23 protein-coding genes are annotated in these 25,119 nt (G+C 29.5%); 7 read left to right on the top strand and 16 right to left on the bottom strand.

Translation table 11 applies throughout. The features are described from left to right. Positions 1-10: 10 nt before the first annotated feature. Complete coding sequence (locus JOC70_RS14315; protein ID WP_204599588.1) at positions 11-1,165, bottom strand: iron-containing alcohol dehydrogenase; 1,155 nt, start codon at positions 1,163-1,165, stop codon at positions 11-13. Between the two features lie 211 nt (positions 1,166-1,376). Here JOC70_RS14315 and JOC70_RS14310 point away from each other — a divergent pair, with 211 nt between their 5' ends. Then, entirely contained in the window at positions 1,377-3,170 is a 1,794-nt protein-coding gene (locus JOC70_RS14310; protein ID WP_204599587.1) for a sigma-54-dependent transcriptional regulator, read from the top strand. 172 nt (positions 3,171-3,342) lie between these two features. On the opposite strand, the gene JOC70_RS14305 is transcribed toward JOC70_RS14310, so the two are convergent. Beyond that, complete coding sequence (locus JOC70_RS14305) at positions 3,343-3,633, bottom strand: hypothetical protein (RefSeq protein ID WP_204599586.1); 291 nt, start codon at positions 3,631-3,633, stop codon at positions 3,343-3,345. Positions 3,634-3,813: 180 nt separating this feature from the next. On the opposite strand from JOC70_RS14305, the gene JOC70_RS14300 reads away from it, so the two are divergent. Beyond that, positions 3,814-4,194 carry a winged helix-turn-helix transcriptional regulator gene (locus JOC70_RS14300; protein ID WP_204599585.1) on the top strand — a complete coding sequence of 127 codons (381 nt, stop codon included), beginning with the start codon at positions 3,814-3,816 and terminating at the stop codon, positions 4,192-4,194. Positions 4,195-4,552: 358 nt separating this feature from the next. Here JOC70_RS14300 and def read toward each other — a convergent pair whose 3' ends face one another. The 6 genes from def to JOC70_RS14270 form a co-directional block, all read right to left on the bottom strand. After that, entirely contained in the window at positions 4,553-5,005 is a 453-nt protein-coding gene (gene def / locus JOC70_RS14295) for a peptide deformylase (protein WP_204599584.1), read from the bottom strand. Continuing rightward, positions 5,006-5,242 carry a helix-turn-helix transcriptional regulator gene (locus JOC70_RS14290; RefSeq protein WP_204599583.1) on the bottom strand — a complete coding sequence of 79 codons (237 nt, stop codon included), beginning with the start codon at positions 5,240-5,242 and terminating at the stop codon, positions 5,006-5,008. 212 nt (positions 5,243-5,454) lie between these two features. Next, positions 5,455-5,841 (bottom strand): secondary thiamine-phosphate synthase enzyme YjbQ, encoded by a 387-nt coding sequence (locus tag JOC70_RS14285; protein ID WP_204599582.1) that lies wholly within the window; start codon positions 5,839-5,841, stop codon positions 5,455-5,457. A 155-nt stretch (positions 5,842-5,996) separates the two neighbouring features. Then, a complete protein-coding gene (locus JOC70_RS14280) occupies positions 5,997-6,383 on the bottom strand; it encodes a cytidine/deoxycytidylate deaminase family protein (protein ID WP_204599581.1) in 387 nt (128 codons plus the stop codon). 28 nt (positions 6,384-6,411) lie between these two features. Then, entirely contained in the window at positions 6,412-6,837 is a 426-nt protein-coding gene (locus tag JOC70_RS14275) for a hypothetical protein (RefSeq protein WP_204599580.1), read from the bottom strand. Beyond that, positions 6,834-7,265, bottom strand: coding sequence for a nucleotidyltransferase domain-containing protein (locus JOC70_RS14270; RefSeq protein WP_204599579.1), 432 nt, complete (start codon positions 7,263-7,265; stop codon positions 6,834-6,836). Before JOC70_RS14270 ends, JOC70_RS14275 begins: the two co-directional genes overlap by 4 nt. 398 nt (positions 7,266-7,663) lie before the next feature. On the opposite strand from JOC70_RS14270, the gene JOC70_RS14265 reads away from it, so the two are divergent. Further along, complete coding sequence (locus JOC70_RS14265) at positions 7,664-7,984, top strand: DUF3784 domain-containing protein (RefSeq protein ID WP_204599578.1); 321 nt, start codon at positions 7,664-7,666, stop codon at positions 7,982-7,984. 104 nt (positions 7,985-8,088) lie between these two features. On the opposite strand, the gene JOC70_RS14260 is transcribed toward JOC70_RS14265, so the two are convergent. The 3 genes from JOC70_RS14260 to JOC70_RS14250 all read right to left on the bottom strand — a co-directional run bounded on the left by JOC70_RS14260 (position 8,089) and on the right by JOC70_RS14250 (position 11,278). Beyond that, positions 8,089-8,751 carry a YfjL-like protein gene (locus JOC70_RS14260; protein ID WP_204599577.1) on the bottom strand — a complete coding sequence of 221 codons (663 nt, stop codon included), beginning with the start codon at positions 8,749-8,751 and terminating at the stop codon, positions 8,089-8,091. 311 nt (positions 8,752-9,062) lie between these two features. Beyond that, complete coding sequence (gene dnaB / locus JOC70_RS14255; protein ID WP_204599576.1) at positions 9,063-10,352, bottom strand: replicative DNA helicase; 1,290 nt, start codon at positions 10,350-10,352, stop codon at positions 9,063-9,065. 11 nt (positions 10,353-10,363) lie between these two features. Continuing rightward, positions 10,364-11,278, bottom strand: coding sequence for a DnaD domain-containing protein (locus JOC70_RS14250; protein ID WP_204599575.1), 915 nt, complete (start codon positions 11,276-11,278; stop codon positions 10,364-10,366). Positions 11,279-11,575: 297 nt separating this feature from the next. Between JOC70_RS14250 and JOC70_RS14245 the strand changes: the two genes are divergently transcribed. From JOC70_RS14245 to JOC70_RS14230, 4 genes are read left to right on the top strand one after another with little or no spacing between them, the layout of a single operon-like run. After that, positions 11,576-12,235 carry a hypothetical protein gene (locus JOC70_RS14245; RefSeq protein WP_204599574.1) on the top strand — a complete coding sequence of 220 codons (660 nt, stop codon included), beginning with the start codon at positions 11,576-11,578 and terminating at the stop codon, positions 12,233-12,235. An 18-nt stretch (positions 12,236-12,253) separates the two neighbouring features. Next, positions 12,254-12,808, top strand: a complete 555-nt coding sequence (locus JOC70_RS14240; protein ID WP_204599573.1) for a sigma-70 family RNA polymerase sigma factor — start codon at positions 12,254-12,256, stop codon at positions 12,806-12,808. A gap of 60 nt (positions 12,809-12,868) precedes the next feature. Then, positions 12,869-13,087: a DUF1659 domain-containing protein gene (locus JOC70_RS14235; RefSeq protein WP_204599572.1), complete on the top strand. Its 219-nt coding sequence runs from the start codon at positions 12,869-12,871 to the stop codon at positions 13,085-13,087. A gap of 19 nt (positions 13,088-13,106) precedes the next feature. Beyond that, the gene (locus tag JOC70_RS14230) at positions 13,107-13,217 is read left to right on the top strand and encodes a DUF2922 family protein (protein ID WP_204599571.1); all 111 of its coding nucleotides are present in this window, start codon (positions 13,107-13,109) and stop codon (positions 13,215-13,217) included. A gap of 162 nt (positions 13,218-13,379) precedes the next feature. Here JOC70_RS14230 and JOC70_RS14225 read toward each other — a convergent pair whose 3' ends face one another. The 5 genes from JOC70_RS14225 to JOC70_RS14205 form a co-directional block, all read right to left on the bottom strand. Then, on the bottom strand, positions 13,380-14,288 hold the full coding sequence (locus JOC70_RS14225; RefSeq protein ID WP_204599570.1) for a DUF4351 domain-containing protein: 909 nt from the start codon (positions 14,286-14,288) through the stop codon (positions 13,380-13,382). A gap of 364 nt (positions 14,289-14,652) precedes the next feature. Further along, a complete protein-coding gene (locus tag JOC70_RS14220) occupies positions 14,653-17,553 on the bottom strand; it encodes a DEAD/DEAH box helicase (protein WP_204599569.1) in 2,901 nt (966 codons plus the stop codon). Positions 17,554-18,142: 589 nt separating this feature from the next. Next, complete coding sequence (locus tag JOC70_RS14215; RefSeq protein WP_204599568.1) at positions 18,143-19,474, bottom strand: restriction endonuclease subunit S; 1,332 nt, start codon at positions 19,472-19,474, stop codon at positions 18,143-18,145. Beyond that, positions 19,467-21,140 carry an HsdM family class I SAM-dependent methyltransferase gene (locus tag JOC70_RS14210; RefSeq protein ID WP_341534905.1) on the bottom strand — a complete coding sequence of 558 codons (1,674 nt, stop codon included), beginning with the start codon at positions 21,138-21,140 and terminating at the stop codon, positions 19,467-19,469. Before JOC70_RS14210 ends, JOC70_RS14215 begins: the two co-directional genes overlap by 8 nt. Before the next feature lie 16 nt (positions 21,141-21,156). Continuing rightward, positions 21,157-24,177, bottom strand: a complete 3,021-nt coding sequence (locus JOC70_RS14205) for a DEAD/DEAH box helicase family protein (protein ID WP_204599567.1) — start codon at positions 24,175-24,177, stop codon at positions 21,157-21,159. Positions 24,178-25,119: the final 942 nt, after the last annotated feature.

Below are 25,119 nucleotides of genomic sequence, written 5' to 3'. Positions count from 1 at the left end.
TCCCCTCACCCTACAATACCTTTTTGTAAATACTCCTTATATCTTCTAAACTTAATTCTCTTTTATTATTTGATAGAAGCCTTGTCACTTTAGCAGCTGCATTTACTAGAAAATCTATATCTTCAGGTTTTACTCCGAATTCCTCAAGACTTGTTGGAATATTTGTGAATTTAACAATATCTGATATTTCATCTATAACATATTGAGCTTTTTCTGTTTCTTCTTTTAAATTGCCATCTTTCTTTATTACATCATAAATATCTGCAAGTCTATCTTTACAAGCCTCTTTATTAAACTCCATAACATGGGCAAACATTATTGCATTGGATACACCATGAGGAATATGATATTTTCCTCCTAAGGGATAAGATAATGCATGTACCGCTGTTGTTCCGCTGGCTGTAATTGCTAGTCCCCCATAAAAAGCACCTAGCATCATGTTGTTTTTTGCCTCCATATTCTCTGGATTACTATAAGCATCTCTTATGTTTTGGAAAATTAATTTAGCTGAAGCTAGCGCGTATGTATCGCTAAAGGGTGTCGCTTTTTTTGATGTGAAACATTCTACTGCATGAGCTAGTGCATCAATACCTGTAGATGCAACAAGTGATTTGGGAAGTTTCTTAATCATTAAAGGATCTAAAATTACGTAATCTGGAATCATACTGCTGTTTACAATACCAATCTTTAAATCTTCTTCTGGTACTAGAACTATAGCATTACATGTAGCCTCAGAACCAGTTCCACATGTGGTTGGAATCATTATGGATTTCATATGTTTTTCAGCTTTTGTTGGATCTAAAAGTAAATCTTTTATTGTATAGGAAGCATTGTTTAATAAGGAACACAATTTTGCTGCGTCCATAACACTGCCGCCTCCAATTGCAACTATAATGTCACCATTATAATCTTCCACTTCATTCATTAAATTTTCTATATCACGGTAACTAGGTTCTGTAGTTAAATTACTAAAAACTTTATAATGGGCTTTAATTTCATCTAAATTTCTAAGTAAAATATCTAATATACCAGTAGAACAAATTCCATTATCTGTGAAAACAATTATTCTCTTAGATGCTTCTCTAACTATAATTTCCTTTATCCTATCAATGCATCCTTCCCCACCATATACATAAGGTGGAACCTGAACTTGGTAAGTTTTCATTCCATGGCCCCCTTTTGTGATATTTCATTATAAATCATTTCACTTCATATATTTGGTTTATATATCTAATTTTAACGATTACATCCACATCATTCAACTGCTTTTTTACATATTTTTGTTTCAATTTGAAACTTAGTAAAATAATGGTTGTTTTTTAACATGCTTTTTATTATAATTGTTTTATATTAGAACAGTTTATAAGGAGGCCATTATGAGTAAAACTAAAATATTAGCAATAGCTCCATACGAAGGTATGAAAGAAGCAATGTTAAGTATTGCTAATCATAGAGAAGATATAAGCCTTACTGTAAAAGTCGGAAATTTAGAAAATGGTTTGCAAATTGTACAAGAAACTTTAGATGACAACTATGATATCATCATTTCTCGTGGAGGTACTGCAGAAATGATTGAAAAGGCTATAGATATGCCTATCGTAGAAATTTCAATTTCTGTATATGATGTACTTCGTGCCATTAAATTAGCTGAAAACTATACAGATAAATTTGCTATTGTGGGTTATCCCAGTATCACAAATTGTGCCTATTTACTTTGTGATTTGTTGCAATATAAAATTGATATTTATACAATTACATCAGATTTAGATGCAAACACCCAATTAGCTTCTTTAAAAGATAAGGGTTACGGTATGGTTCTTTGCGACGTAATTAGTTTTACTGTAGCAAGACAAAATGGAATGAATGCAATACTGATTACTTCAGGAACAGAAAGTATTGAAGCTGCTTTTAATCAGGCAATTGAATTGTCAAATAGATTTCATTACATACAAAAACAAAGAGATTTATACCAAATGGTATTAAAAGAAAGTGATAATAAAGTTGTTATGTACGATGCCACAGGAAAACTTTGTTTTTCTACGCTTTCAGAATCAGAAGAGAATAATAAAATACTTACTTGGATAAAAGAAGGATTATCTAATTTTATTCAAGATACTAATTATAGAATTGAAAAAAAGTGTAAGAACTTTATTCTAACTATTTACAATAAACATGTAATGTGTGATGATGAACTTTATATTATTATCTATATATCATTCAAAAACAATCACTTGATTTTAAATGATGATAGTATTTCTCTTTATAATAAAAAAGAAGAAAATGGTTATGATTTAACTAATTACTTCAATAGCCTAAATTATAATAGTGATATACAAAACACAATAGAGGAATATAGTAATACTACTCTACCTATACTTATCATGGGCGAAATTGGTACTGGAAAAAGCAAAGCAGCTACTATTATTTATGAAAACGGTCCTTATAAGAATAACCCTTTTTATATTATAGACTGTGAATTAACTAACGATAGACATTGGTCAACATTGCTAAGCAGCGATAATTCTCCGCTTAATAGCGTTCATACAACTATTCATTTTAAAAATATAGATAAGCTAAGCAGCCTTCAAATTAGCAAGCTAGTATATCTTTTAGAAAATACTAACTTCCATAAACGAAACAGAATAATATTTTCATTTGTATACAATAACAATTCTTTAATACAGGAAAATCCCATTTACAAGTATTTAACCAATCATCTTTCCTGTCTCACATTACAATTGCCTCCATTGAGAGAGAGAACTGATGATATTGCAAGTATTTCTACTCTTTACATCAATGCATTTAACACTTCTCTCGGAAAACAAATTATTGGTTTTGAGCCAGAAGCTATAACTTTATTACAAGGTTTTTATTGGGAAAACAATTTAGATCAACTTAAAAGAATTATACAGGAATTGGTGGTTATTACTTCTACATCTTATATAAGCAAGGAAAATACTTATAGAATTTTAAAAAAGGAATCTCCTTCTCAAGTTTTATCAAAGATTCCTGGTTCTGCACTTATTAATTTAAACCAGCCTTTAAGCGATATTAGTTATGATATTATACGCCTCGTCCTAGCTGAAGAAAATATGAATCAGGGAAAAGCTGCAGAACGCCTTGGCATTAGCCGCAGTACTTTATGGAGAATGATGAAATCTCATGTATAGATTTAGATTTTATCATCTATATATAAATAAATTAGCTGCCTGAAAAAGGCAGCCTAACAAATCTTTTTATTTTACGATGACTTCGTTAGCAAAATCAGCCTTTACAAAGTGGACAGCCATAAGCTGCATCCTCCTTCTCGTGAACTCCAGGCTAATCAATACAAATTAAAGATTATGCTACACTGTATATCTTCACTTCAGGGTCAGCATCCCATAATGGTTTGAGGCCTACAAAAACATCGTTTTTGAATAGCTCACTGTTTAAATATGCTTTTGCATGCTCTACGCTGTCAAATCCGTGAAGTACCTGAACGTCTTCATCGCGAATTAAAAGGTCTTTAGTAAGTGCACCAGTTATGTTGTTTAAAAATGGAGCGCGATAATCTGCATAAATCTTTCCTGCAGCGCCTCTGTTTGTGTTGCTGATTTTCATTGTGATTTCAAGATAAGCTTTTACTTCCATAGTAAAATTCCTCCCTAAATATTCTTATATTTTTTTATTGCATAATCAAATTTTATTAAAAAAGCTACATAAGTGAAAGATATCAGCAAATTTATGAGTAACTAATAAATTTCATAGTAACTTGTAAATTGATAGCAATAGATTATAATTTATATATCAAAAGTATTGGAGGAACGGCAGATGTATAAACCGAAATTAGAAAAAGAAATTAGGTGTCCTTTAGAGTACGGATTGGATATATTCGGCGGTAAGTGGAATTCACGCATTATATGTGTGCTGGCTGAAAAGCATATCCTGCGTTATAGTGAAATTCGTAAGGAAATGACAGATATAACGGATGCAGTATTAGCGGCAACTTTGAAAAGCTTAATTTCAGATAACATAGTAAGACGGGAGCAATATAATGAAATTCCCCCTAAAGTAGAGTATTCATTAACGGATAAGGGTAAATCTGTTGTGCCTATTTTGCAAAGTATTTGTAGGTGGTCTGGGGCTTATCATAAGAATGAAAGTGAACATATAATGGCTCAATGCCAGAAATGTGATTATAACAATGAATAAAATAACTGTCCAATTTATAATAGAAATAATTCTATAGAATAAATTTAATCTTCTGCATTCATTTTTACCACTCCTTGTTATATAATATATTTGCCATGATTTACATTGTATACCAAGAGGTGTTAAAAATGAAAAGGGAAATTTTTTTTACTACTATATTTTATCTATTTGCAGTTTTTTTATATCATATTATATCTGGTGATAAGGATGTTAATTATATTTTAATAATTATAGCATTAATATCATTTATATTTCCTCCCATTCTAAGGAGAAAAAAATAACGAAAACTGTTTTTACAAACTTTTCTCACAGGCTCAGATGAACCCAAGAATTATATGTATATATTCATTAAATGATATTACTTTATATATTCAGTAACGAAATCAGTAAAAAGAATACCTTCCAAATGATCTATTTCATGGCAGAAGCATTTTGCTAAATCTCCTGTACTTGTCAATATAATTTTCTCTCCATTTTCATTTAATGCTTGTACTGTTACTTTTGCAGGTCTTATTAACTTACCCCATTTATTTGGAATACTCAAACAGCCTTCTATAACTTCTTGCGTTCCCTCTTGTTTAATTATCTTTGGATTTACTAATTTTATAAGTCCTTGTCCCATATCTATTACAACTAATCGCTTTAATATACCTACTTGTGGGGCGGCCAACCCACCACCATTTTCTGTATTATACATAGTATCAGCCATATCATTTAATATTTGTCTTATTTTATCATCTACAACTTCAACTACCTTACTCTTTTTCCTTAATATTTCATCATCATACAACCTTATTTGCCTTAATGCCATTTAAACTACACCTCTACTTTGCTCTGCTCTTGATTTTTTTTCACTTTCTTCAAATAGAAAAATTTCTTCTATGGTACTATGGAATACCTTTGCAATATCGTAGGCCAACCATATAGAAGGTTCAAATTTTTCTGTTTCAATAGCATTAATTGCCTGTCTCGATACGCCTATAAGTTCACCCAATTGTTCTTGGGTTAGTCCTAAATGTTCACGAAATTGTTTTATTTTGTTTTTCATTAAGTATCACCCCTGTAATGTTTACCTTACATTATTAGTATAGTATTACCTTTACACAATGTCAAGTAGACCTTACATACAATATAATAAAAACAGCAATAATTCCTGTGCATTTTATTGCTGTTTTTGTGTTATTATTTTAGATATTTTTTGTTTTGTACCTCAAAACGAAAGCCACTGCAGATAAATCCAGTGCTTCTTTTAGGTTGCTTTTAAATTACCTTTACATAAAACTTTCTATTTCTTGGCCCATCAAATTCACAAAAATATATGCCCTGCCAAGTGCCAAGCTTCAATCTTCCATTTTCAACAATTACGCTGCATGATGAACCCATTAATGAAGCTTTTATATGGGCATGAGAATTCCCTTCCATATGTAGATATCCATTTTGTTCAGGAAAAGCCTTGTTCAGACCTAATAAAATGTCATGTACAACATCTGGATCTGCATTTTCATTTATTGTTACCCCAGCGGTGGTATGAGGAATGAAAACTACAGCTATTCCATCCTTTACATTACTTTTACTTACTTCTTCCTGTACAATTGATGTTATATCTATGAACTGATCTTGTTTTGTAGTTTTTAATGAATGTTCCATGATTTCACCCTTTCTATAAAAACTAAACAATTAAATATTAATATTACTTTTTCTTCTAAATTTTCACAGCTCTATATCTTGCCACTTGCCATGTGGGTGGCACTTTTTTCGCTTATATTCATTATATGTTATACCCATGAATTCTCTTAACCTATTTAATATGGTGAATAAGGTAATAATTCTTTTATACAGACTTTCTGTATCCCATCTTCAGTTTGTATTAAAACTTTAATGTCAGGGGCATACTGCATAAGCATCTGCCTACAATTTCCACATGGGGAAATTAAGGTATTGTTTTTCTCTGGAGACCTTACTGCAACAATAGTATCAAATTCACGTTCCCCAGCTGTAATTGCTGTGCCTATTGCTATATATTCAGCACATGAACCATGCACTGCATATACGTTTACTCCAACATAGATGTTACCATTTTTGCAACGTAATGCTGCACCTACTGTGTGATTTTCATCAACTTCATCAAAGTTTTTATTGATAACTTGTTTTGCCTCCTCAATTAGTTTCAAATCATTATCATCAATCATAATTAATAAATCTCCTTCAAATAACTCCTTATTCTATATATAACTTAGCTATTCTAATTATATCCTCAAAGTTATTCCTATATCTCAAAATATGTTCAAGTAGTTCTTCATGTTTAGGTTCCTTGTACCTATGAGATATTCTATTTCTAATAAGTCTTGATTTTTCGAGAAATAGATATATATCTTCGTTTATTATTCCATCTTTTTTTAGGATATTTAGACTTTCATGTATTGATATTCCTATCTTATACTTTTTCATATCTTTGAGAAGTATTGAAAAAAAGTCTTCTAGTATAGTATGGAAACTAACAAATAACTGTCTTAAGCTTGATTTTGCGAGCTTAATAATTAGGTTATCATCTTTTTTATTCTTGAGTACGTCTAAACACTCATCTATGTCTGCAATACACTCCTGCATATCTTCTATAATTTTTATTAATCTTTCTTGATTCATGATAATACATCTACCTTTCTAAAATACATAAAGTTCTCATTTTCTCTATATATTCTATCAGTTTCGTTATACAAAACCTCTAAAGACATTCCATTATCTTCGGTATAAATAATCTTTCCAGTATTTAAAATGCTTATCTTTACAAAAATATCTAAGCTTTCACTTCTAAGGTCCAAAACATCTATTTCTCTATTTAAAAGATTTTGGAAAAACAACTCTATTTCTAAAATACTATCTAATTCTATTGATTTACTAGCTAAAAGAGCTATGTCCACATCTGATTCCTCATTGAACTCATTATCTAAGTCATCACTAACAATACTTCCAAACATAAGCATGGTTGTGATATTATATTTTTTTATAAAGTTAAATACCTCTTCTGACTTTAGCTTTTCTATTATCTCTATTTTATCATATGCTTTATCCACTTATTAATTCACCCACTTTTGAATAATGTACCCTCAATAGCATCAAGTGATTCTTAGGTTCAGGCGGAGTTTGCTTATAAGGAATACCTCTTCTCCATCTGAACCTTAGAAGAACTTATCCAGGTGCGTATCAGTGCTTATGCACAGCATAAGAACTCTAGCTGACTGAAGTCAAAGAGTTCTAATATTCCCCACTTTGAAGAAGATGGGGATGTTAGCAATGGTAGCGATCGGACAAAAGCACTTATTGCAAAGCTTATAGCCTATCACCTTTGCAAAATAAAACTTTATCTCTTCCAATACTTATATTATATACCATATTTAATGAAATAACATCAGAACTATATTATAATTATATTAGGCACATGATATATTAATATTTTAAGGAGATCATACCTATGAATATAACTTTGTTCATTGTTCCAATTGTGTTATGGATTTTGGCTTTAATAATTAATACTGGAAAAGCAAACTTTTTAATTGCAGGATACAATACTGCACCGCAAAAGCAAAAGGATAAGGTAGACGAAAAAGCACTGTCTAAATTTATGGGAAAGTTTCTTTTTATTTTAGGCTTAATTCAGTTAGTCGTTCCAATTGCTACCCTTTTGAAGCCTGATAATTTAAAACTTATTGTAATGTGTGTGAACATTGTATTTATCCTTGTTACAATTGCTGGAGTTATTTATATAAATACAAGCAAAAGTTTTCAAAAATAGCTATTTATAGTGTGGTCAGTAATTTTGGCATAAAATAATAACCACCAGCTAGTTCCTTACTTTAAATCTTGCCACTTGCCATGTGGGTGGCACCTTTTAATTGCTTACTTAGTTGTTGGAAACAGTTCAAAAAACTTTGTTCCTCCTACTTTTGTATCTGATTCCCCTGGGAGCTTTTGGGATTTAAATTTAATGTAGACCCTTAAATTTGGTGTTTGATATGGCAATTTCATTTCAATCTTCTTAACCATACCAGGGGATATTTCTCTCAATTCAGTGTCACTTATAATGCCATCTGGCAGGGATATGACAACATTGTAATGATTTTTGAGAACCCGCAGCTTTGAATTAGTTTCAAAATAATCCGGAGATTCTCCAGCGTAGGAAGCCAGCGGTTCCTCTTCAGCACTAATTTCATAATTCAGATGCCCATATTCCTTTTGAAGTATTGATCCTATATCTTCAGAAATCTTTAATGCAGCAAGTATCCCGCCATATTCATCAGATATTCCCTGGCAAAACAAACCTGTGTCGAACTTAATATTTTTATTATTAACTGGGCCAAGGTCAAATATATATGCTGGAATCAAAGGGTTATATTCTGAATTATATACATTAAATTTTTCTTTATAGGCATTCTCATAATACTCTATTGTTTCCTTTTCCGCTTTCATTTTACTTATTGGATTTCCCATGAATATATTCATCAATAACAGTGCCCCGGATAAAATAATCACTAGTGTGATTAAAAGAAATGTTTTCTTCATTATGAAAATCTCCTTTTCATTAGCTGCTATTTAATCTACAGATTGTTCTATATGTTTGACTTGTTCTGGGGTCAAATGGATTCCTTAGGTAAGATACTTTTTCTTATTCCTTAACCAGCATTGATGCCAGGAACTGAGGTGATGTTTAACCTTTGAGTTGCTTTTATAGCTGAATTTTTCGCAGTCATCTTCTACTTTTTTTAATTGTAACATGCACCATAACCTTAGACAAGAAGATTATCAAGAGATTCGAAAAACTCACCATACTTCCCCAAAAGCTTATCTTGCCACTTGCCATGTGGGTGGCACTTTTAAATCACCTTCTGGTACTCTGGTTTCCACTCAAGTCTTGCAATACCAACTTGTCCGTTTCTATTTTTAGCAACTATATTTTCAAGAATATCCTTGTTCTCCGCATCTGGGTTATAGTAGGCATCCCTATACAAAAACATAACCACATCAGCATCCTGTTCAAGACTTCCTGATTCCCTAAGATCAGAGAGCATTGGCCTATGGTTAGCTCTTGCTTCTGGTGCTCTTGAAAGCTGAGATAAAGCAATTATTGTGATTTCTAACTCTTTAGCTAGTAATTTTAACTGTCTTGAAATTTTAGATATATCTAAATTCCTGCTTTCTGACCTCTCCTCAGTGTTTACGAGCTGCAGATAATCTATTATAACAATATCTAATCCCTTTTGTATTTTTAATCTTTTACATTCAGCTATGATACTTCTAAGGGTAAACACCTTATCATATATATAAAGACTTGACCTCGATAAATCATTAGATACTTTCATAATTTTTGCCCATTCTTCATCCTTTAAGGCTCCAGTTTTTATGCTGCTGCAGTTTATTTCACCTAAGGCAGATAATGCCCTTTCAATAATTTGTTTTTTTCCCATTTCTAAATTAAAAAAGGCTACCTTTGCATTTTCATTTATTGCTGTATTTAAGGCAATGTTTAATGACATAGCTGTTTTCCCCATGGATGGCCTTGCAGCCAGTATTATAAACTCTTCCTTGTTAAGTCCTCCAAGCATTTTATCAATTACTCTATAGCCTGTGCTAATGCCTGGAATATCTCCTCCATTTTCATATCTTCGCTGAAGCATTTCAGTAACTTGAATTAATGCTTCTTCTGTGTTTCCATCCTGAACATTATCTTTTGTTCTCAGCTTTAAAAATGCATCTTCTAATGAATCCACAATGTCATCACAGCTTTTATCTTTATCCTGAAGCTCTTTTTTCTTAAGTTCAAGGAGATTTATCATCTTTCTTAAATTGGACTTTTCCTTTATTATTTCCCCATAATATTTTGCATTATATACTGGCAGATAGGATGTATAAACTTCGCTTAAATAGCTTATTCCACCTGCTTCTGGAAGACTTTCACCTAATTTATCACTTATAGTAACTAGGTCTATAGGAATGTCCCTCTCATATAAATTCACTATAGCCCCATAAATAAGTTTATGCCTGGCATTGTAAAAATCATCACTATCTAAAAAGTCAATAACACTGCAAAGGGCATTATTGTCCTTAAGAATAGCACCTAAAATGTTCACCTCTGTCTCTAGATTATAAAATCTATTAATATCCACCTAAGTCACCCCTACTCTACGTATACATAAGCTTCAGCATTAGCACCTTCGAATTTAATTTCACTGCACTTATCTTTATTTTTGTCCTTCCAGTCCCTTTGATAAGCTAAAACTCCACTTCCCGTTGTAATGCCAAGACTATACCAATTATTTAAAATAGAATCTATGTATTTCATACTTCGAGCATTATGATAGGCTGCTTCTTTAATGGCCAAAACTATAGAATCACAGCTCATATCCTCACTCCAATCCTTAAGACTTTCAAACTCTATTGGAGTTATTGGGTGAATATTGTTATTAAACACCTGTACAACTTCACCGATACCTGTATCTTCTGCCTCATGAACTTCATCTATATAAGCATCAGCCGAGTTCCCTATTATTTCTTCTGCTTCTTTTTCTTCTACTTCCTCAATTTCTTTTTCAATTTCTTCTTTAATTTCTTCTTTAATTTCTTCTTCCCCTAGGTCCTTATAAGCCCCTTCTAAGCCCCTTATTTTTTCCTGAAAGTCCTCTACTCCATCAAAAATTAAAGGTATAGGGTACCCCAATTTTTCACATAAGTTATAGAGCTTATCTACAAATTCTCTATGTTTAATTTCTTTTATTTCTTTATTTATACACTTTATTGTGTTTCTGCTGTTTATAAAATTGTATTTTATCCAGTTTAAAATCATTATTTCCTTTGTTTCCTCACAGTATTCTATTTTGCCGTAGCTAATGAATCTCTCTAAAAGCTTGCTCACAGTTTCCCTATTATAGCCTGTCTCATATTCAATAGTTCTTTTAGGAAGTTCAAAAATCCCACATTGTTTAGTATTGGTACATTGAAGCAAGTACACATAAAAAAATTTCTCCTCTGGTGTTAAATCCATAACAAAAGCATCTCCCCAAAATGATAATTGTAATTGTCTATATAGTGCCATAAGTAATCCACCTCCAAAAAATTTCTACCTATATATTTAATATGCAGTAATATGAAAATTGCTGTGAAAAGTTAAAATTTTTGAACACCGCTTTTTTCCATTTGAATTGTTTCTATTTGTATATATATGACACTTAACTTAGAAAAAATGGGACAAAAAACTTAAAAAAAACTTTTTTTAAGTTTTTTTATTCTTTTTTTTAAATTCTGTCCCCTTTTTTAACGCTGAAGTGTCTTATATAGTTATATATGAGAATTTTATTTTAATTTGTAAAATTATAACTAAGGGGTGCTGACTATGAATTATGATGAAATTGAATCAATTGTAAAAGAATTAGTAGTATTAGAAGAAAATGAGTATTTAGATTACACCAAGCAAATGATTGAGTTTGTTAATGCAAAAGTTAATAGGGAATATACTAAATATTTATTTACTTATTATGATAAAGAGGATTTAAAACTTGATATATATTTAAAAGTTTATAGTTTACTAAATAAAACCGAACCTAAAAGCTTTGTAGAAATATTGTGCTATTCAAAGGCAGCTGTTAATAACTTTATAAAAAATAAAAAAAGAGCATTGTATTTAAGATTATGCAAACGTATATATAAACCTCTTCAGAGCTCCTATTCACAGGAAATATATATGGACAAAATAGCTCAAATGGCTCATTATACAAAATCTCTATGGGACTATATATCCTACAACCCTATTCCAACTTCTGTAATGAATAAACTTACGAGTACTGATAAGGATGTACTAAATTTTATTTTGCGTTATGGAGATATTTCAACAAAATTTTATGCAGCTGTTGAAAAAATCGATGAGGAAACTTCTAAAAAAAGAATAACTAGATTTAGAGAACATATCTCCTATAGAATGCTTCTATGGAAGAAAAGTCATCCAGAAGAAGCTAAGTTAATTCCTGAAGTGTTTTCTTATATAAAAAATAAATAAATATAAGGAGATTTATATATGGATTTAGAAGAATCAGCTCTTAAAGCCCAAGGAGGAAATAAAAAATCTTTAGAAGATTTATTTATATATTTTAAGCCCTACATTGTAAAGCAGGCCCACTGCATATATGTAAAGGGTTATGATATAGAGGATTTAATTCAAATAGGATATGTAAGTCTTATGAAAGCCATAAAGATGTACAAGCCATTAAATAAAAACTTTAATTACTATGCTCTAGCTTCAATCAAAAGAAACTTTTATTATCTTATAAGGCAAGAAGCTCGACATAACGGAGAATACAGTATGGAGTTTGAAACTGGTGGTGGATTAACTCTAGCTGACAGCATAGAAGATAAATTTAACTTAGAAGAGGATTATGTAAAAAAGGAAGCTATAGAAAGGTTAAAAGAAACCTTAAAACTCCTAAATAAAGAAGAAAAGAAATTAATAAAATGGGTGTATTTTGATAAGAAAAGCCTAAAAGAATATACGGAGCTAGAAGGAATTACTTATCATCAGGGAAGATACAAAATACAAAAGGTGCTGCAAATGCTTAGAGAAGCTTTAAAATAATATTTAATTTTTCTCACTTTTCTTCTTTCTGCATATTAAATAGTGAAAGGAGTTGATAGTATGGCTATTACAGCTGATATGGTTAAAAAGTCTTTAATTCTTGAATATGTAGTGGGAACTGATGACGAGGGCAAGGATGTCATTGGAAGTCAAAGATTTCCTAAAATTAAAACTGCTGCAACTGATGATGCTTTAAATGCTGTTGCACAGGCAATATCTCCAGTACTTAAAAATCCAGTTTTATATACTAAAAAACAAGAAGACAGCGTTTTAGGCTAATAAAAAGGAGGAATGATTTATGGCTAAAAGTTTAGTTTTATCCTTTGTGAATGTTGGGGGCAAGAAGACCAGCATCACAGTAAACAATATAAAAGATGCAGTAACTGCTGCAAAAGCGGTGCTTATGTAGTAGACAGAGAAAAAACTGAGATAACATTATAATTATCACCAATGAAATAAAATATTAACCTTTTATAATCTATGCAAGGCAGTAAGTCCATTCCCTAGGAGTTGCTGCCATTATATAAATTAAAGAAGCAGTAGACTACCCCTACTGCTTCTTTTATGTTATTTAAAAGTATTTTTCTAAATCATTGATATTTTCCAATTCAAAAATATCCGTAGCTATTACATCTATAGTTTCTTCAGGCATTTTCTTTATTTTTTCTATATATCCATGAGGTATAGATTTAAACTTTTTAATAAGTTGCTTTATAAGAATTTCAGCTTTCCCTTCTGCCTTGCCTTCTTTTATTCCTTCCTTTATACCTTCTTTTATCCATTGTTCCATGCCTTCTTTAATTGCCTCATCTCTTATCATCTTACCTATCTCAGTCATGCTCACTACCTCCTTAAATTTTTCTTTTGATATTTCATCTCCAAACTTATCAAACAATGCATACAGTAAAGTTAAGCATTGTAACTTTTCATTACTTTCAGGTATCTTATCTGCTAATTCTATACTTTCTAAAGTCCTCTTGCTTCTACTATCTCTTCCATTCATAAGTGGTATAAAAGTTAATGTTAATATATCTTCTCCAGTTAACTTTCCACCCTTTGATATCTTTTCTCTCAAATATTCTAGTTTTTCATCGCCATTTAAACTTTTCATGTAAAAAGCTTGAATATTATACTTTATTGTTCCTGCATCTATGTAAGTTTCTACATCCTCTATTTCAGCAGAATATATAACAAGTGTCCTAACTTTTCTTTTTTCTTTATAAAATAACGATGCATCGTAATATAAAAATCTCTTTAAATCTTCTCTTTTATTTGTAGTTTGAAACTCAAAATGAAGATACGATCCATCTTCTGTATAAAATAGATAATCCGTATAATTAGTTTTAATATCAATATTCTTAATCTCTGTTTCTGCTGGAGCAATTATCTTTGTATCAATACCAAAAAATTTCACAGCATTATCCTTAAAGAACTCCATTGCCTTTTTTAAGACGGCATCCTCTACCTTATTATAATCCATAATCATCTCTTCTTTCTAGTTATTTATATTACTTATTATTTCCAGATAAGAAGAGTTTGTACAAACATTTGTTCGTATATATAATTACTTCTTTCTTAAGTTATAACTTTATTTAAATAAAATATCCCATTACGTAAACAACACATAATGAAAATTCATATAACAAAAGAGAGCTTTATTTAAAACTCTCTTCTAATTAAATTACTTTTATATAAAATGTCCTATTTCTTGGCCCATCAAATTCACAAAATATATATCTTACCAAGTATCAAGCTTTAATCTCCCATTCTTATATGCTATTTTTATAATTATTCATTCCTCTATAAACTGGGTTTTGTACTATAATTAAAGATAATTATATCTCCTACACCTTCTTATTAAATTCCACATACAAGCTACTTGGTATTTCATTTTCTAATTCTAGCAAAACTGTTATAGGTTTTTCTCCTTCATATTTAATAGTATTTCCTTTTCCTATATAAATGTAAGGCTCTACAGCTCCATCTATTTCTCTATACTTTCTAACAAATAAGTGTAAGTTAATTTGCCTTTCCTTATTACGTATAATATTCTTTCCTCTATCAGATGATTGAGCTGTGCTATTTGGACTTTGCCATTGAAAAAACTTTCTACTTATAAACTTATCTTGGTAATTTATACTTTCCTTAATTTCCTCTTCCTTATGTAAATCTATAAATAAAAAGTACTCTTTTCCATTAGTTATAAGTCCGCTACCTCTAAAAGAACTATGGATTTTAGTATAATTAGATAATAGTGCTGTATCTATCATTTGATACTGTTCATATAACTTAAAAAATGGCACGCCATAATAAGTATCTCCAAATTCCTTTTCATATCTTACAAGGCCATAGTTTATAATATCTTCAATGTATACTTTATATTTTTTATTATTAATTACAGCTAAAAATTCATCTGTATTTTTTAATACTCCATCTACATAGTTAAAACACTTAACATTGCTTTTAAGCTGTGATGAATCATAATAATTCTGATTTAAATATTTAAAAGCATGCTCAATACTTTTATCATCTACAGACTTTATATGTTTTAATACTTCATTTTTTCCCTGCTTTAGATTTATTTCAGAATGATTTAGTAAATATCTAATTATTGCAAATTCGTAAACTCTTTTTATTGGAATACTACTTGATAACTCTTTAATAATTTTAAAGAAGCTATCATTTAATAGAAGGTTCTGAAGCTCTTCGTCCTTTTCTACTTTTGCTACAAATCCTAAATAGGTCTTTTCCTTATTTATAAATTTAGTTGGATCTGGAGAACCATCATATTTTACATAGTCCATTAATAAATATGGTACTTCCCAGTTTCTCATTCTTTTAAATTCAGTATATTCTTCTTTTAAGTATTTCATAGAATTAAAGTTTTCTTCACTTAATTGCTCTAATATTCTTTCTTGAGAAATTCTGTCCATTTGAATATTTGTGCATCCTGGTAGACTAGCAAATTCCGTTGCTACGGCTACCCTTAAACTATCCTTGTCATAATATCTAGAACCATTTAAGGCTATTGCAATTAAAAAAACTTTATTATGATTTCCTATAAAATCTAGTACAGTTAAAAAGCTTTTGCTTTCATGTTTTCTTAAGCCTCTACCTAATTGCTGTATAAATACTATTGGTGAGTTTGTAGGTCTAAGCATTAATACTAGATTAATGGATGGTATGTCTACACCTTCATTAAAAATATCCACAGTAAAAATCACCTTAAGGTCATCCTCATCAGATTCTAACCTTTTTATGTAATTCTCTCTTTCCTGCACAGAATTATTTCCTGTTAAGCATACACTTTTTATGCCTCTTTTATTAAATTCTGATGCCATATATTCAGCATGTTCTATGTTTGCACAAAAGCCTACAGCTTTTAATTTTTCTCCATCATATCCATAGAAATTCATCTTTTCAACTATAAGGTCAACTCTTTGATTTACCTGTAATCTTTTAGCAACTTCATCAATATCCTTTAAATTAACATCACTTAAATCTATGGCTTCTATATCAGTTATGCCAAAATAATGAAATGGAATAACTAAATCCAAGTTTAAAGCTTCACGAAGCCTAACTTCTAAAGCAATGTTATTATTAAACAAGTCAAATATACCATCCCCGTCACTTCTCTCTGGTGTAGCAGTCATGCCTAGTAAAAACTTTGGTTTAAAGTATTCTATAACCCTTTTATAGCTAGGACTTGTGGAGTGATGTGCTTCATCAATGATTATATATTCAAATTCTTCCCTGCTAAATTCATGTAAATTATTATTTAAAGATTGTATTGTGGAAAATAAATAATCTGCAGTAATGTCCTTTTGGCCTCCGGTTAAGAAACCTGTTATTTTTAATTTATTTTTACTTAATCTTTTAAATGTCCTCTCTGCACTTTTTAATATGTCTTCTCTATGAACTATAAACAGCATCTTTTTAGGTTTAAAGTTTGAAACATCAAAGGCGGACATATATGTTTTTCCTGTTCCCGTTGCAGCTATAACCAGTGCTCTATCTTCTCCAGAAACTCTTAATCTATTTAAATTATCCATAGCTTTTATTTGCATTGAATTAGGTTTTATTATCTTATAGTTTTCAAATTCCACCTTTTTAGATGTGTCTATTTTTTTGATTTCTTTTATAAACCTACTATAGTTTTCTATAAATTCTTCATCTACAATTTCCGTACAGTTCCAAAGATTATTATATTCTTTTAATACATCTTCAATGAAGTTATCATCCTTTTTAGAAATTACTCTAACATTCCATTCAATATTGCTTTTCAGTGCCCTTTGAGTAATGTTTGAAGATCCTATAATGATTTTATATTCATCTTTATTTTCAAATATATAAGCTTTTGTATGAAAGCCCTTATCCTTATCTGCAATAAAAACCTTTAAATCTATATTGCTGAAGACTTTAATTCTTTCTAAAGCCTTAGGCTCTGTAAAGTTTAAATAAGTTGAAGTTATTATTTTTCCCCTTACACCTTTTAACTCTAATTCTTTAAAGGTATCTAACAAAAGCTGAAGCCCGCTAAAATTAATGAAAGCCACACTAAAATAAAACCTTTCACATTCATTTAAACATCTTTTTAGTTCATTTAATAAATTTCCACTTTCAGAGTTAATTATCAGCTTATTATTTATAAGATATCCATTATTATCAATATTTTTAGGTTCTACAATTGCTGGTTCATTTTCAATTGTTTTATTATGAATAACAGTTTTTGCTATATTGTTCATGTATATTACCTCATATCTTAAGTTTGTATATATGATTAGCCATTATAGTTTCATTATTCTACGGAGATGGGGATTTACCTTCAAATTAAAAATAAAAAACACCAGGGGCTTACCCTGATGCATAGATATTTCTTTAATCTTTTTCAATTCTTTATTTATAATAACTACTCCATCACTCATCTTTTTTAGTGTTAATCTCTCAATTTGTTACGTTATATCAAGAATAAAACTAAAAATAGTTTTATTTTCCCTATAGTTTATGTATTGCGGAGACGAACCGTACCTTTTTATATCCCTTTCCATAGATTTAAGGGTAATGTATGAGCAATACTCAATGTAATATTATTTTTTATTCCAAAATGTGAAAAAGCATAAAAATTCATTGTCTATATAAAACTATCTATAGGCTAACTTTAATAAAAGATATAGATATAATCATCAAATCTAATAAATCGGTGATTATTAATTTTATACTATAACTTTATACCAATTAAAGTGTTGCATATAGAATTGCTCATAAATATCTCTTTTACTCATTGTTTATTACTTTCATACATTCACGAGGTTTTATTAGTAAAGATGATATAACTCACTCTTTATATTCAGATGATGTTTCAGCAACACGTTCTGTATTAAAATATTTCTCTTTTATATCATTTACTGTTTTAAATGTAACTTGCCCATTCATAAGCATCGGAAGGAGCCAATCTCTTAATTGAATAAGTTCTTGAGTTTGAATATCTAGCTTTTTTATATTAGCTAACATAGGATTTACTATATTTTCAAATTTCTTTTGAATATTCATATTCGGTACAAGTATTTTTATTTTTCTAAGTTCATCTTGCCTTATTCCAAAGACAGTACTTCCACTTTGACTACCTATTATTTGTGAATATCCATTTCCTTTTGATAACTCATAATATAGATAACAAGATAAAACCTTACTTTTATTTGCTCTAATGGCATACAATCTTTGACTTAGACAATATTCTATTTTAACAAGAACATAGTAAAATTCACCCAAAGGTGCTTCTGAAGTCATAAGAATATCCCCATCTTGTAGTTTAACTGGCATCCATTTTTCATACATCTCTCTACTTACTTTATTTGCTTGATCCAAATTTATTAACCTACCATTCTTAACCACCTTAGCAGATAAAGCTATAATGCCATCTTCAACCCAATCTCCACCCATTTTTTTTGGTGTTTTTCCTCTATGGTCAATAATTGTATCAATATTACTATCTAATGTTTCAAACTTCCATCCTTCTGGTATATGTTTCTTTAAATCTTCATTCCAAGTCATTTTCCCACCAGATGACTTATATGGCTTACCTTCCTTATTGGGAAAATCAAATTGTAGAAACCAATAATCATAAATTGTTTTTACAAGTGCTTCAAGTTCTTGAATAATCTTATTATTTAGCTCTATTTTATTATCAATATTACTTAAACAAGTTGCAATTTTTTCTTGTTTAAATTTATCATTATGGCATAATTCTATTGTTTCAAGAGCTGAAACATATAAGTTTTTTTGAATACTTCCAACTGATTTTTTTATAATCTCTGCTTTTTTATATTTTAGTAAATAAAAAATATACATAAGGGGTACTTTTTCTTTATTAACATCAATATTTATAACTGCTCTATTTCCACACATTACATCTTTAAGTATGCCCAATGTTCCTATAGTTCCTGATTTACTTATAGCAATTGAATCTTTTGGGAACATAAAAGCACTCTTACCAGCACTTTTATAACCTTTTTCTGTAAGCTTTCTTGATGTATCATAAACATATCTATCATTTAAATCAACAGTTCTTAACCATTTAATATCCCCATCAAAATACTCACTATTACTTTGTGAAGGGTTCACATAACCTTCTTGAAAGGAGCAACAATCTTTTAGTGCTTTACTCATACTTCAACTCCTCCAAACCATTTAGTATCTCTTCTTCTAATAGGTTAGACTCTGCGAAGTATTTTCTTAAGTTATCTTTTATTTCTGAAACCTTATTTTCAAACTCTTCTTGAGTAATCTCTACATACTCTATTTTCACATCAAAATACTGCCCTGCAGAGAATGAGTAGTTTTTAGACTGAATATCTTCATAACTTACAACAACTGAAAAATCTTCTACAACTTCTTTTTTAATAAATGTGTCAATAATCTTCTGTTCTTCATCATGAGAAAGCGAAGTTCTCTGATTTTTACCATCCTTTACTTTAGCTCCCAATTTAGAAGCATCCATAAGAACTATTCCACCATCTTTGTTAGCTTTGTCTAAAAATAATATAGATACATTCGTTCCTGTGTTGGCAAATATATTGGAAGGCATTGAAACTACACCTTTTAACATTTTCTCATCAATTAATTTCTGTCTTATTTTCTTCTCAATACCTGATTGTGCAGTTATAAAACCTGTTGGAACTACTATAGCTGCCTTCCCATTTTCTTTTAATGAGAAAATAATATGTTGTAAAAACAATAAATATATTGCCATTGATTCTTTCTTTTTTGCTGGTATTGTTGGAATTCCAGCAAAAAATCTTTTATTACCATCTGTGTCAACAAAATCTCCCCATTTATTTTCAATTTGATCTCTTGTTGTTGAGAAATCCATTTTAAAAGGCGGATTTGAAGTTATGTAATCAAATTTTTTTAATCCACTTGTTGCATCATGCTCTCTATTATAATGAGAAGGATTTAATAATGTATCCCCTTGTACTAAATTCTGCAAACTCTCTGTTAATCCATTTAATAACATATTTATTCTCAAAAATCTTGATGACTTTTGTGAAATATCTTGGGTATAAACTAATGCCCTATTAATTCCATCATCATCTCCAAGTTCATGTGCTAAATGTAAGACAAGTGAACCAGAACCAGCTGAAGGGTCATAAATTTCAGCTGCTTGTACACTTTCAGTACTTCCTACAAGAATTTTAGCAATAATTTTACTTACTGCTTGAGGAGTAAAATATTCTGCATATACTCCACTAGCTACATTATAATCTTTTATTAAGTATTCAAAAATAGCTGAATAAAAATCAAAATTATGAGCGAATGCTCCACTAAAATCAAACTTTTCTTTTGATATAATACTAAAAATTGCTTTTGCAAAATTATTTCTTGCCGATGATTCAACCACCTCTGTAATTGACTCAAATAATGGCTTTTTTGTTCTATCAGCTGTTTCTACAGCAAATATCTCATTTTTTACAGAATTTGAGATTCTAATTAAAGCATTATCAAATTCTTGATAAAAGGTTTCACTTGATACTTTTTCTAATAACTTTGTTATTGTGTCTTCATATTCAAAGGCTACATCCTTTGAATGAATACTATAAAACGCATCTAATTCATCATTTTCATTTTTTAATACTTCATCTATTGTCATTTCAAGGTCTTCTGCAAATTGCTGAAGGTTGTACATAAATTTATCGTTTAAAAATTTATATAAAAATATTGAGGTAATCACCTTTTCCTCTGATGCCTGATTACCTAGTCCATTAGTAGTACAAAGACCTTTTAATTCATCTATCATCTGTTTAATCTTATTTTCAACTTCAAATATTGTTGTCACGTCTTTAATTCTCCTTCTACTTATAAATTTGAAGATTTACATAAATATCTCCAATTAATTGTGTATACCATTCTTTTAAATTTAATTTTTTATATAGCTTTGCTTTTAATAATTCCTTTGTCGTCTTCTGCTGAACATTTGTTATAAAATTATTTCTTCCTTGTATTATAACAGCATTCTTTTCCATTATATCTTTAAGATTATGATATACACATATAAGCACTGCTTCTATATCCTCTCTACCATAATTAGGATATAAATTACAATAATCATTATAGGTTTTTACAAAAGCATAATTTCCTCCATAGATTGCTGCTAATCTTTCGTTTTCTTTATTTATACGTTCAATTTCCTCTAAAGCTTTTAGTAGTTCCTCATTAATTTTACTTAAATCATTTAAATCAACTATTTCAAGCATATTAAATATTTTCTGCAAGTACTCATTTAACTTAACTATCCTTATATCTTCCTTATGCTTGTTATCTTTAATTCCCTTTTGTATTTTCTTTATTTTATCTACGATGTCTTCAGCTTCTTGAGTATTTTGATATTTGCCTAAATCCATTATACTAATTTTTACTTTTATAAACTGATAAATAATATCAACTACTTCTTTATTGGAAAGAATTGTTAGTGTATCTACTGCTCTATTTGTTAGATTTACAAAATCAATTCTATTCTGAACCACCTTCAATAATCTTTTTATATGACCTGTATCAATTTGTTTGGCATATTCTTCTGCTCTTGAAAGTAAGAATTCTGTATGACACTCCTTAATTTTACTTAGTACCCTTCTTAACTTATATAGTTTTTCTTTGTCTATTTTTATAAGTGCTTTAGATACTTCCTCTAAATTTGATGTTTGTATTATAGAATCAAGTTCTTTCTTTAAACTTTGATACTTATTATTTATTGTCTCCTTATCGATAACTAATCCATCTAATGATGTATGTTCTTCCCCCTCTTCGCTTAGTTCCGCTTCTAATTCTTCAAGATATTGCTTTATCGTTCTATCATATTCTGCTTCAACATCAACAAAATCCACTATATAACCATATTTATAATGTTTTCCTTCTTTATTAGTATAAGGTCTATTTACTCTTGATATTGTTTGAAGTAGAGTATGTTGCTTTGCATTTCTTAATAAGTACATCTTTTTTAAACGCTTAACATCATACCCTGTTGTAAGCATTTGATGAACTACTAATATATCAGGAACTAATGTTTCTTTAAATGCAAGTTGTGTTTCTTTATTTGCTTGTGTAGATATTTCGTCATCAGTAATAACTAATCCAGTAGTTAAATCTTTTGAGTTATTCTGAAACCAAGCATGTACCTTTTTAGCTTGAGGATTACTATTGCATACAATCATTCCACCAATAGTTTTATCATTGTTGGTATATGTAAAATCTTTAAAATCATCTTGAATAAATTTACATAATGCTACTATATAAGCATCTGATTGATACACTGCGTCTTTATCTACATTAGGGTTTTCTAAATCTAAATTCCTTTTTATTTCTGTCTTTGCCAAAGTACCAATTGTCTCTTTCTTAATCCTTAATGTATATCCATCTGCTATACTTTTATCATAAAAATACTTATGTATGTAATCACCAAACTTTAAATTACTTCTTTCTTTTTTATTTAACAGTGGCGTACCAGTAAGTGCTATAAAAACTGCATCTCTATCTACTAACATTAAATTCTTGAAAAACTCTCCTGTTCTTGCATAAGAACGGTGAGCCTCATCTACAAAAAATACTCTTTGAATTTTTGCATTATAATCATTCTTTGCCATAGGCATTTTATCTGTAAACTTGTGAATATTTACTACTGTAAAATCCCCCCAAGATTTCATATCTGTATTTGTAGAAAGGACTTTATTTAATTCAGAAGCGAAACTCTCTCTATCTGATACATTAATTGCATTATACCCTCTTAATGTAAATTCATTACTTGCCTGAGTTAATAAATCTAATCTATCAACTACAAAGAAAAATCTTGTATTAATTCTTTTTTTAGCATAATAGTCTCTTATTATTCTATTACTAAAAGCTGCTAATGCTGTTTTCCCACTACCTTGAGTATGCCAAATTATTCCGCCCTTTTCTCCTGCTTCTAATCTCTCTATTATTTTTCTTGTTGCAAAAAATTGAGGATATCTCATTATATGCCTTTCTGGTACTGTTTCATCTACATAAACTATTCCATAATGTAAAAAATACATTAATCTTTCAGGTGTAAATACAGAGTTTATAAATCTATTACAAGGAGTTTCTGGACTTAAATTTGTTTGAAATTCTTCCTTATCATATTCTGTTGTACTATACCCATTATCTTTCAAAATATATCTTATGTAATCTTCTTTTATATCTTTTAATTTTATTATATCTTTTTCCTCTTCCCTAAAAAAGCTAAAAGAAGTTTTGGATCCATTAGGTGTTGTATAAAATGAACCTGCCTTTGGATCTTCATCTGTATCATCCGTTTCATATTCCATATTATTTGAAAATGCAGTTAATTGGAGCATATTAAAGTACTTTTTATGTTCTTCCTTTTCCAACCTATCATTTATCATTCTTTTAAACTCTTCTTGAATACCTCCTTCATTATTTGGTGGCTTAACTTCGAGAAAAGCTAATGGTATTCCATTTATAATTATATTTATATCTGGTCTAAATGAACCTTTTAATGTTTTCCCAAAAACAAGTTCAGTCACAACCGCAAAGTCATTATCTTCTATATGATCAAAGTCTATCAACTTTACTTTATCTACAGGATTCACAAGCCATTTGTAAAATTCTTGCCCTAAATCATTATTTTTGGTTACTCTTAATATTTTAGATACTATTTCATTTATCTCTTCATCTGTAAATTTTCTTTTATTTATCTTTTCCAAAGAAGGTTTAAGTCTATTTTTAAAAATCTTTGTATCTTCATCTATTATAGCATCTTTTTGTGACTGATAATTATACCCTACCCTTAAAAATTGCACTGTTGCTGGTATTTTAACCCTCGTATCTTCATTAAACACTTTGCTTCCCCCCTATAAATAAGCATCTATCTCTCTTAAAAAATAATTATGCAAATAAGAGTTTTATTTTTATAAACCCTCATCATTTATATTTCTGCACAATTTTCCATAATACTATTTTAATCTTTACTGGAAATCTATTCAAGGAGTTTAATGGAAAATAAAAAGCACCCAATCTTTTAAAATTGAATGCTCTTTATTATACGTAAATATTACACTCACACAATATTATGTCACTCTAAAGATGCTATACCCTTTTTCAAACTATTTACAATCAAAGTTTGAAATTATTTTTTATGAAACAAAATTACTCTCCCATAAATATACAAGATATATACCCTTATATATTTTACCATCATTTATTAATTTTTATAGATATCTTCACATGTAAAAATATCCACTTTGTTAAATCATATAGCATTGCAGTGCCAAAACTCACTGCAAAATTAACTAAAATATCCATATTATCAATCCTCTCTTATCTAATGAGCGTGTTTTGAGAGGACTGAGAATATCATTAAAGAGTTAGCTGATAATTTAATATTCCAATTTGTTTTCACTCTTTTAATTTGTCTTCACTCTTTTAATCTATTTTCACTTTTTTAATTTGTTTTCACTCTTTTAATTTGTTTTCACTCTTTTAATCTATTTTCATTCTTTTAATCTATTTTCACTCTTTTAATTTGTTTTCACTATTTTAATTTGTTTTCACTCTTTTAATTTGTTTTCACTCTTTTAATTTGATTTCACTCTTTTAATTTGTTTTCACTCTTTTAATTTATTTTCACTATTTTAATTTGTTTTCACTATTTTAATTTGTTTTCACTCTTTTAATTTGTTTTCACTATTTTAATTTGTTTTCACTCTTTTAATTTGTTTTCACTATTTTAATTTGTTTTCACTCTTTTAATTTGTTTTCACTCTTTTAATTTGTTTTCACTC

It is taken from the genome of Clostridium pascui, assembly GCF_016908015.1.
In the GTDB taxonomy this organism is placed as follows: Bacteria; Bacillota; Clostridia; order Clostridiales; family Clostridiaceae; genus Clostridium_AK; species Clostridium_AK pascui.
This window is presented reverse-complemented; position numbering and strand designations above follow the sequence as displayed.

Coding starts and splice junctions, on each gene's coding strand:
- JOC70_RS14305 (WP_204599586.1), bottom strand. CDS start 3,633: ATGGAAGTAAAAGCTTATCTTGAAATCACAATGAAAATCAGCAACACA.
- JOC70_RS14275 (WP_204599580.1), bottom strand. CDS start 6,837: ATGAATCAAGAAAGATTAATAAAAATTATAGAAGATATGCAGGAGTGT.
- JOC70_RS14250 (WP_204599575.1), bottom strand. CDS start 11,278: ATGGCACTATATAGACAATTACAATTATCATTTTGGGGAGATGCTTTT.
- JOC70_RS14220 (WP_204599569.1), bottom strand. CDS start 17,553: ATGAACAATATAGCAAAAACTGTTATTCATAATAAAACAATTGAAAAT.
- JOC70_RS14290 (WP_204599583.1), bottom strand. CDS start 5,242: ATGAAAAACAAAATAAAACAATTTCGTGAACATTTAGGACTAACCCAA.
- JOC70_RS14285 (WP_204599582.1), bottom strand. CDS start 5,841: ATGGAACATTCATTAAAAACTACAAAACAAGATCAGTTCATAGATATA.
- JOC70_RS14235 (WP_204599572.1), top strand. CDS start 12,869: ATGGCTATTACAGCTGATATGGTTAAAAAGTCTTTAATTCTTGAATAT.
- JOC70_RS14240 (WP_204599573.1), top strand. CDS start 12,254: ATGGATTTAGAAGAATCAGCTCTTAAAGCCCAAGGAGGAAATAAAAAA.
- JOC70_RS14310 (WP_204599587.1), top strand. CDS start 1,377: ATGAGTAAAACTAAAATATTAGCAATAGCTCCATACGAAGGTATGAAA.
- def (WP_204599584.1), bottom strand. CDS start 5,005: ATGGCATTAAGGCAAATAAGGTTGTATGATGATGAAATATTAAGGAAA.
- JOC70_RS14245 (WP_204599574.1), top strand. CDS start 11,576: ATGAATTATGATGAAATTGAATCAATTGTAAAAGAATTAGTAGTATTA.
- JOC70_RS14230 (WP_204599571.1), top strand. CDS start 13,107: ATGGCTAAAAGTTTAGTTTTATCCTTTGTGAATGTTGGGGGCAAGAAG.
- JOC70_RS14215 (WP_204599568.1), bottom strand. CDS start 19,474: ATGAGTAAAGCACTAAAAGATTGTTGCTCCTTTCAAGAAGGTTATGTG.
- JOC70_RS14265 (WP_204599578.1), top strand. CDS start 7,664: ATGAATATAACTTTGTTCATTGTTCCAATTGTGTTATGGATTTTGGCT.
- JOC70_RS14280 (WP_204599581.1), bottom strand. CDS start 6,383: ATGATTGATGATAATGATTTGAAACTAATTGAGGAGGCAAAACAAGTT.
- JOC70_RS14225 (WP_204599570.1), bottom strand. CDS start 14,288: ATGGATTATAATAAGGTAGAGGATGCCGTCTTAAAAAAGGCAATGGAG.
- JOC70_RS14300 (WP_204599585.1), top strand. CDS start 3,814: ATGTATAAACCGAAATTAGAAAAAGAAATTAGGTGTCCTTTAGAGTAC.
- JOC70_RS14315 (WP_204599588.1), bottom strand. CDS start 1,165: ATGAAAACTTACCAAGTTCAGGTTCCACCTTATGTATATGGTGGGGAA.
- JOC70_RS14260 (WP_204599577.1), bottom strand. CDS start 8,751: ATGAAGAAAACATTTCTTTTAATCACACTAGTGATTATTTTATCCGGG.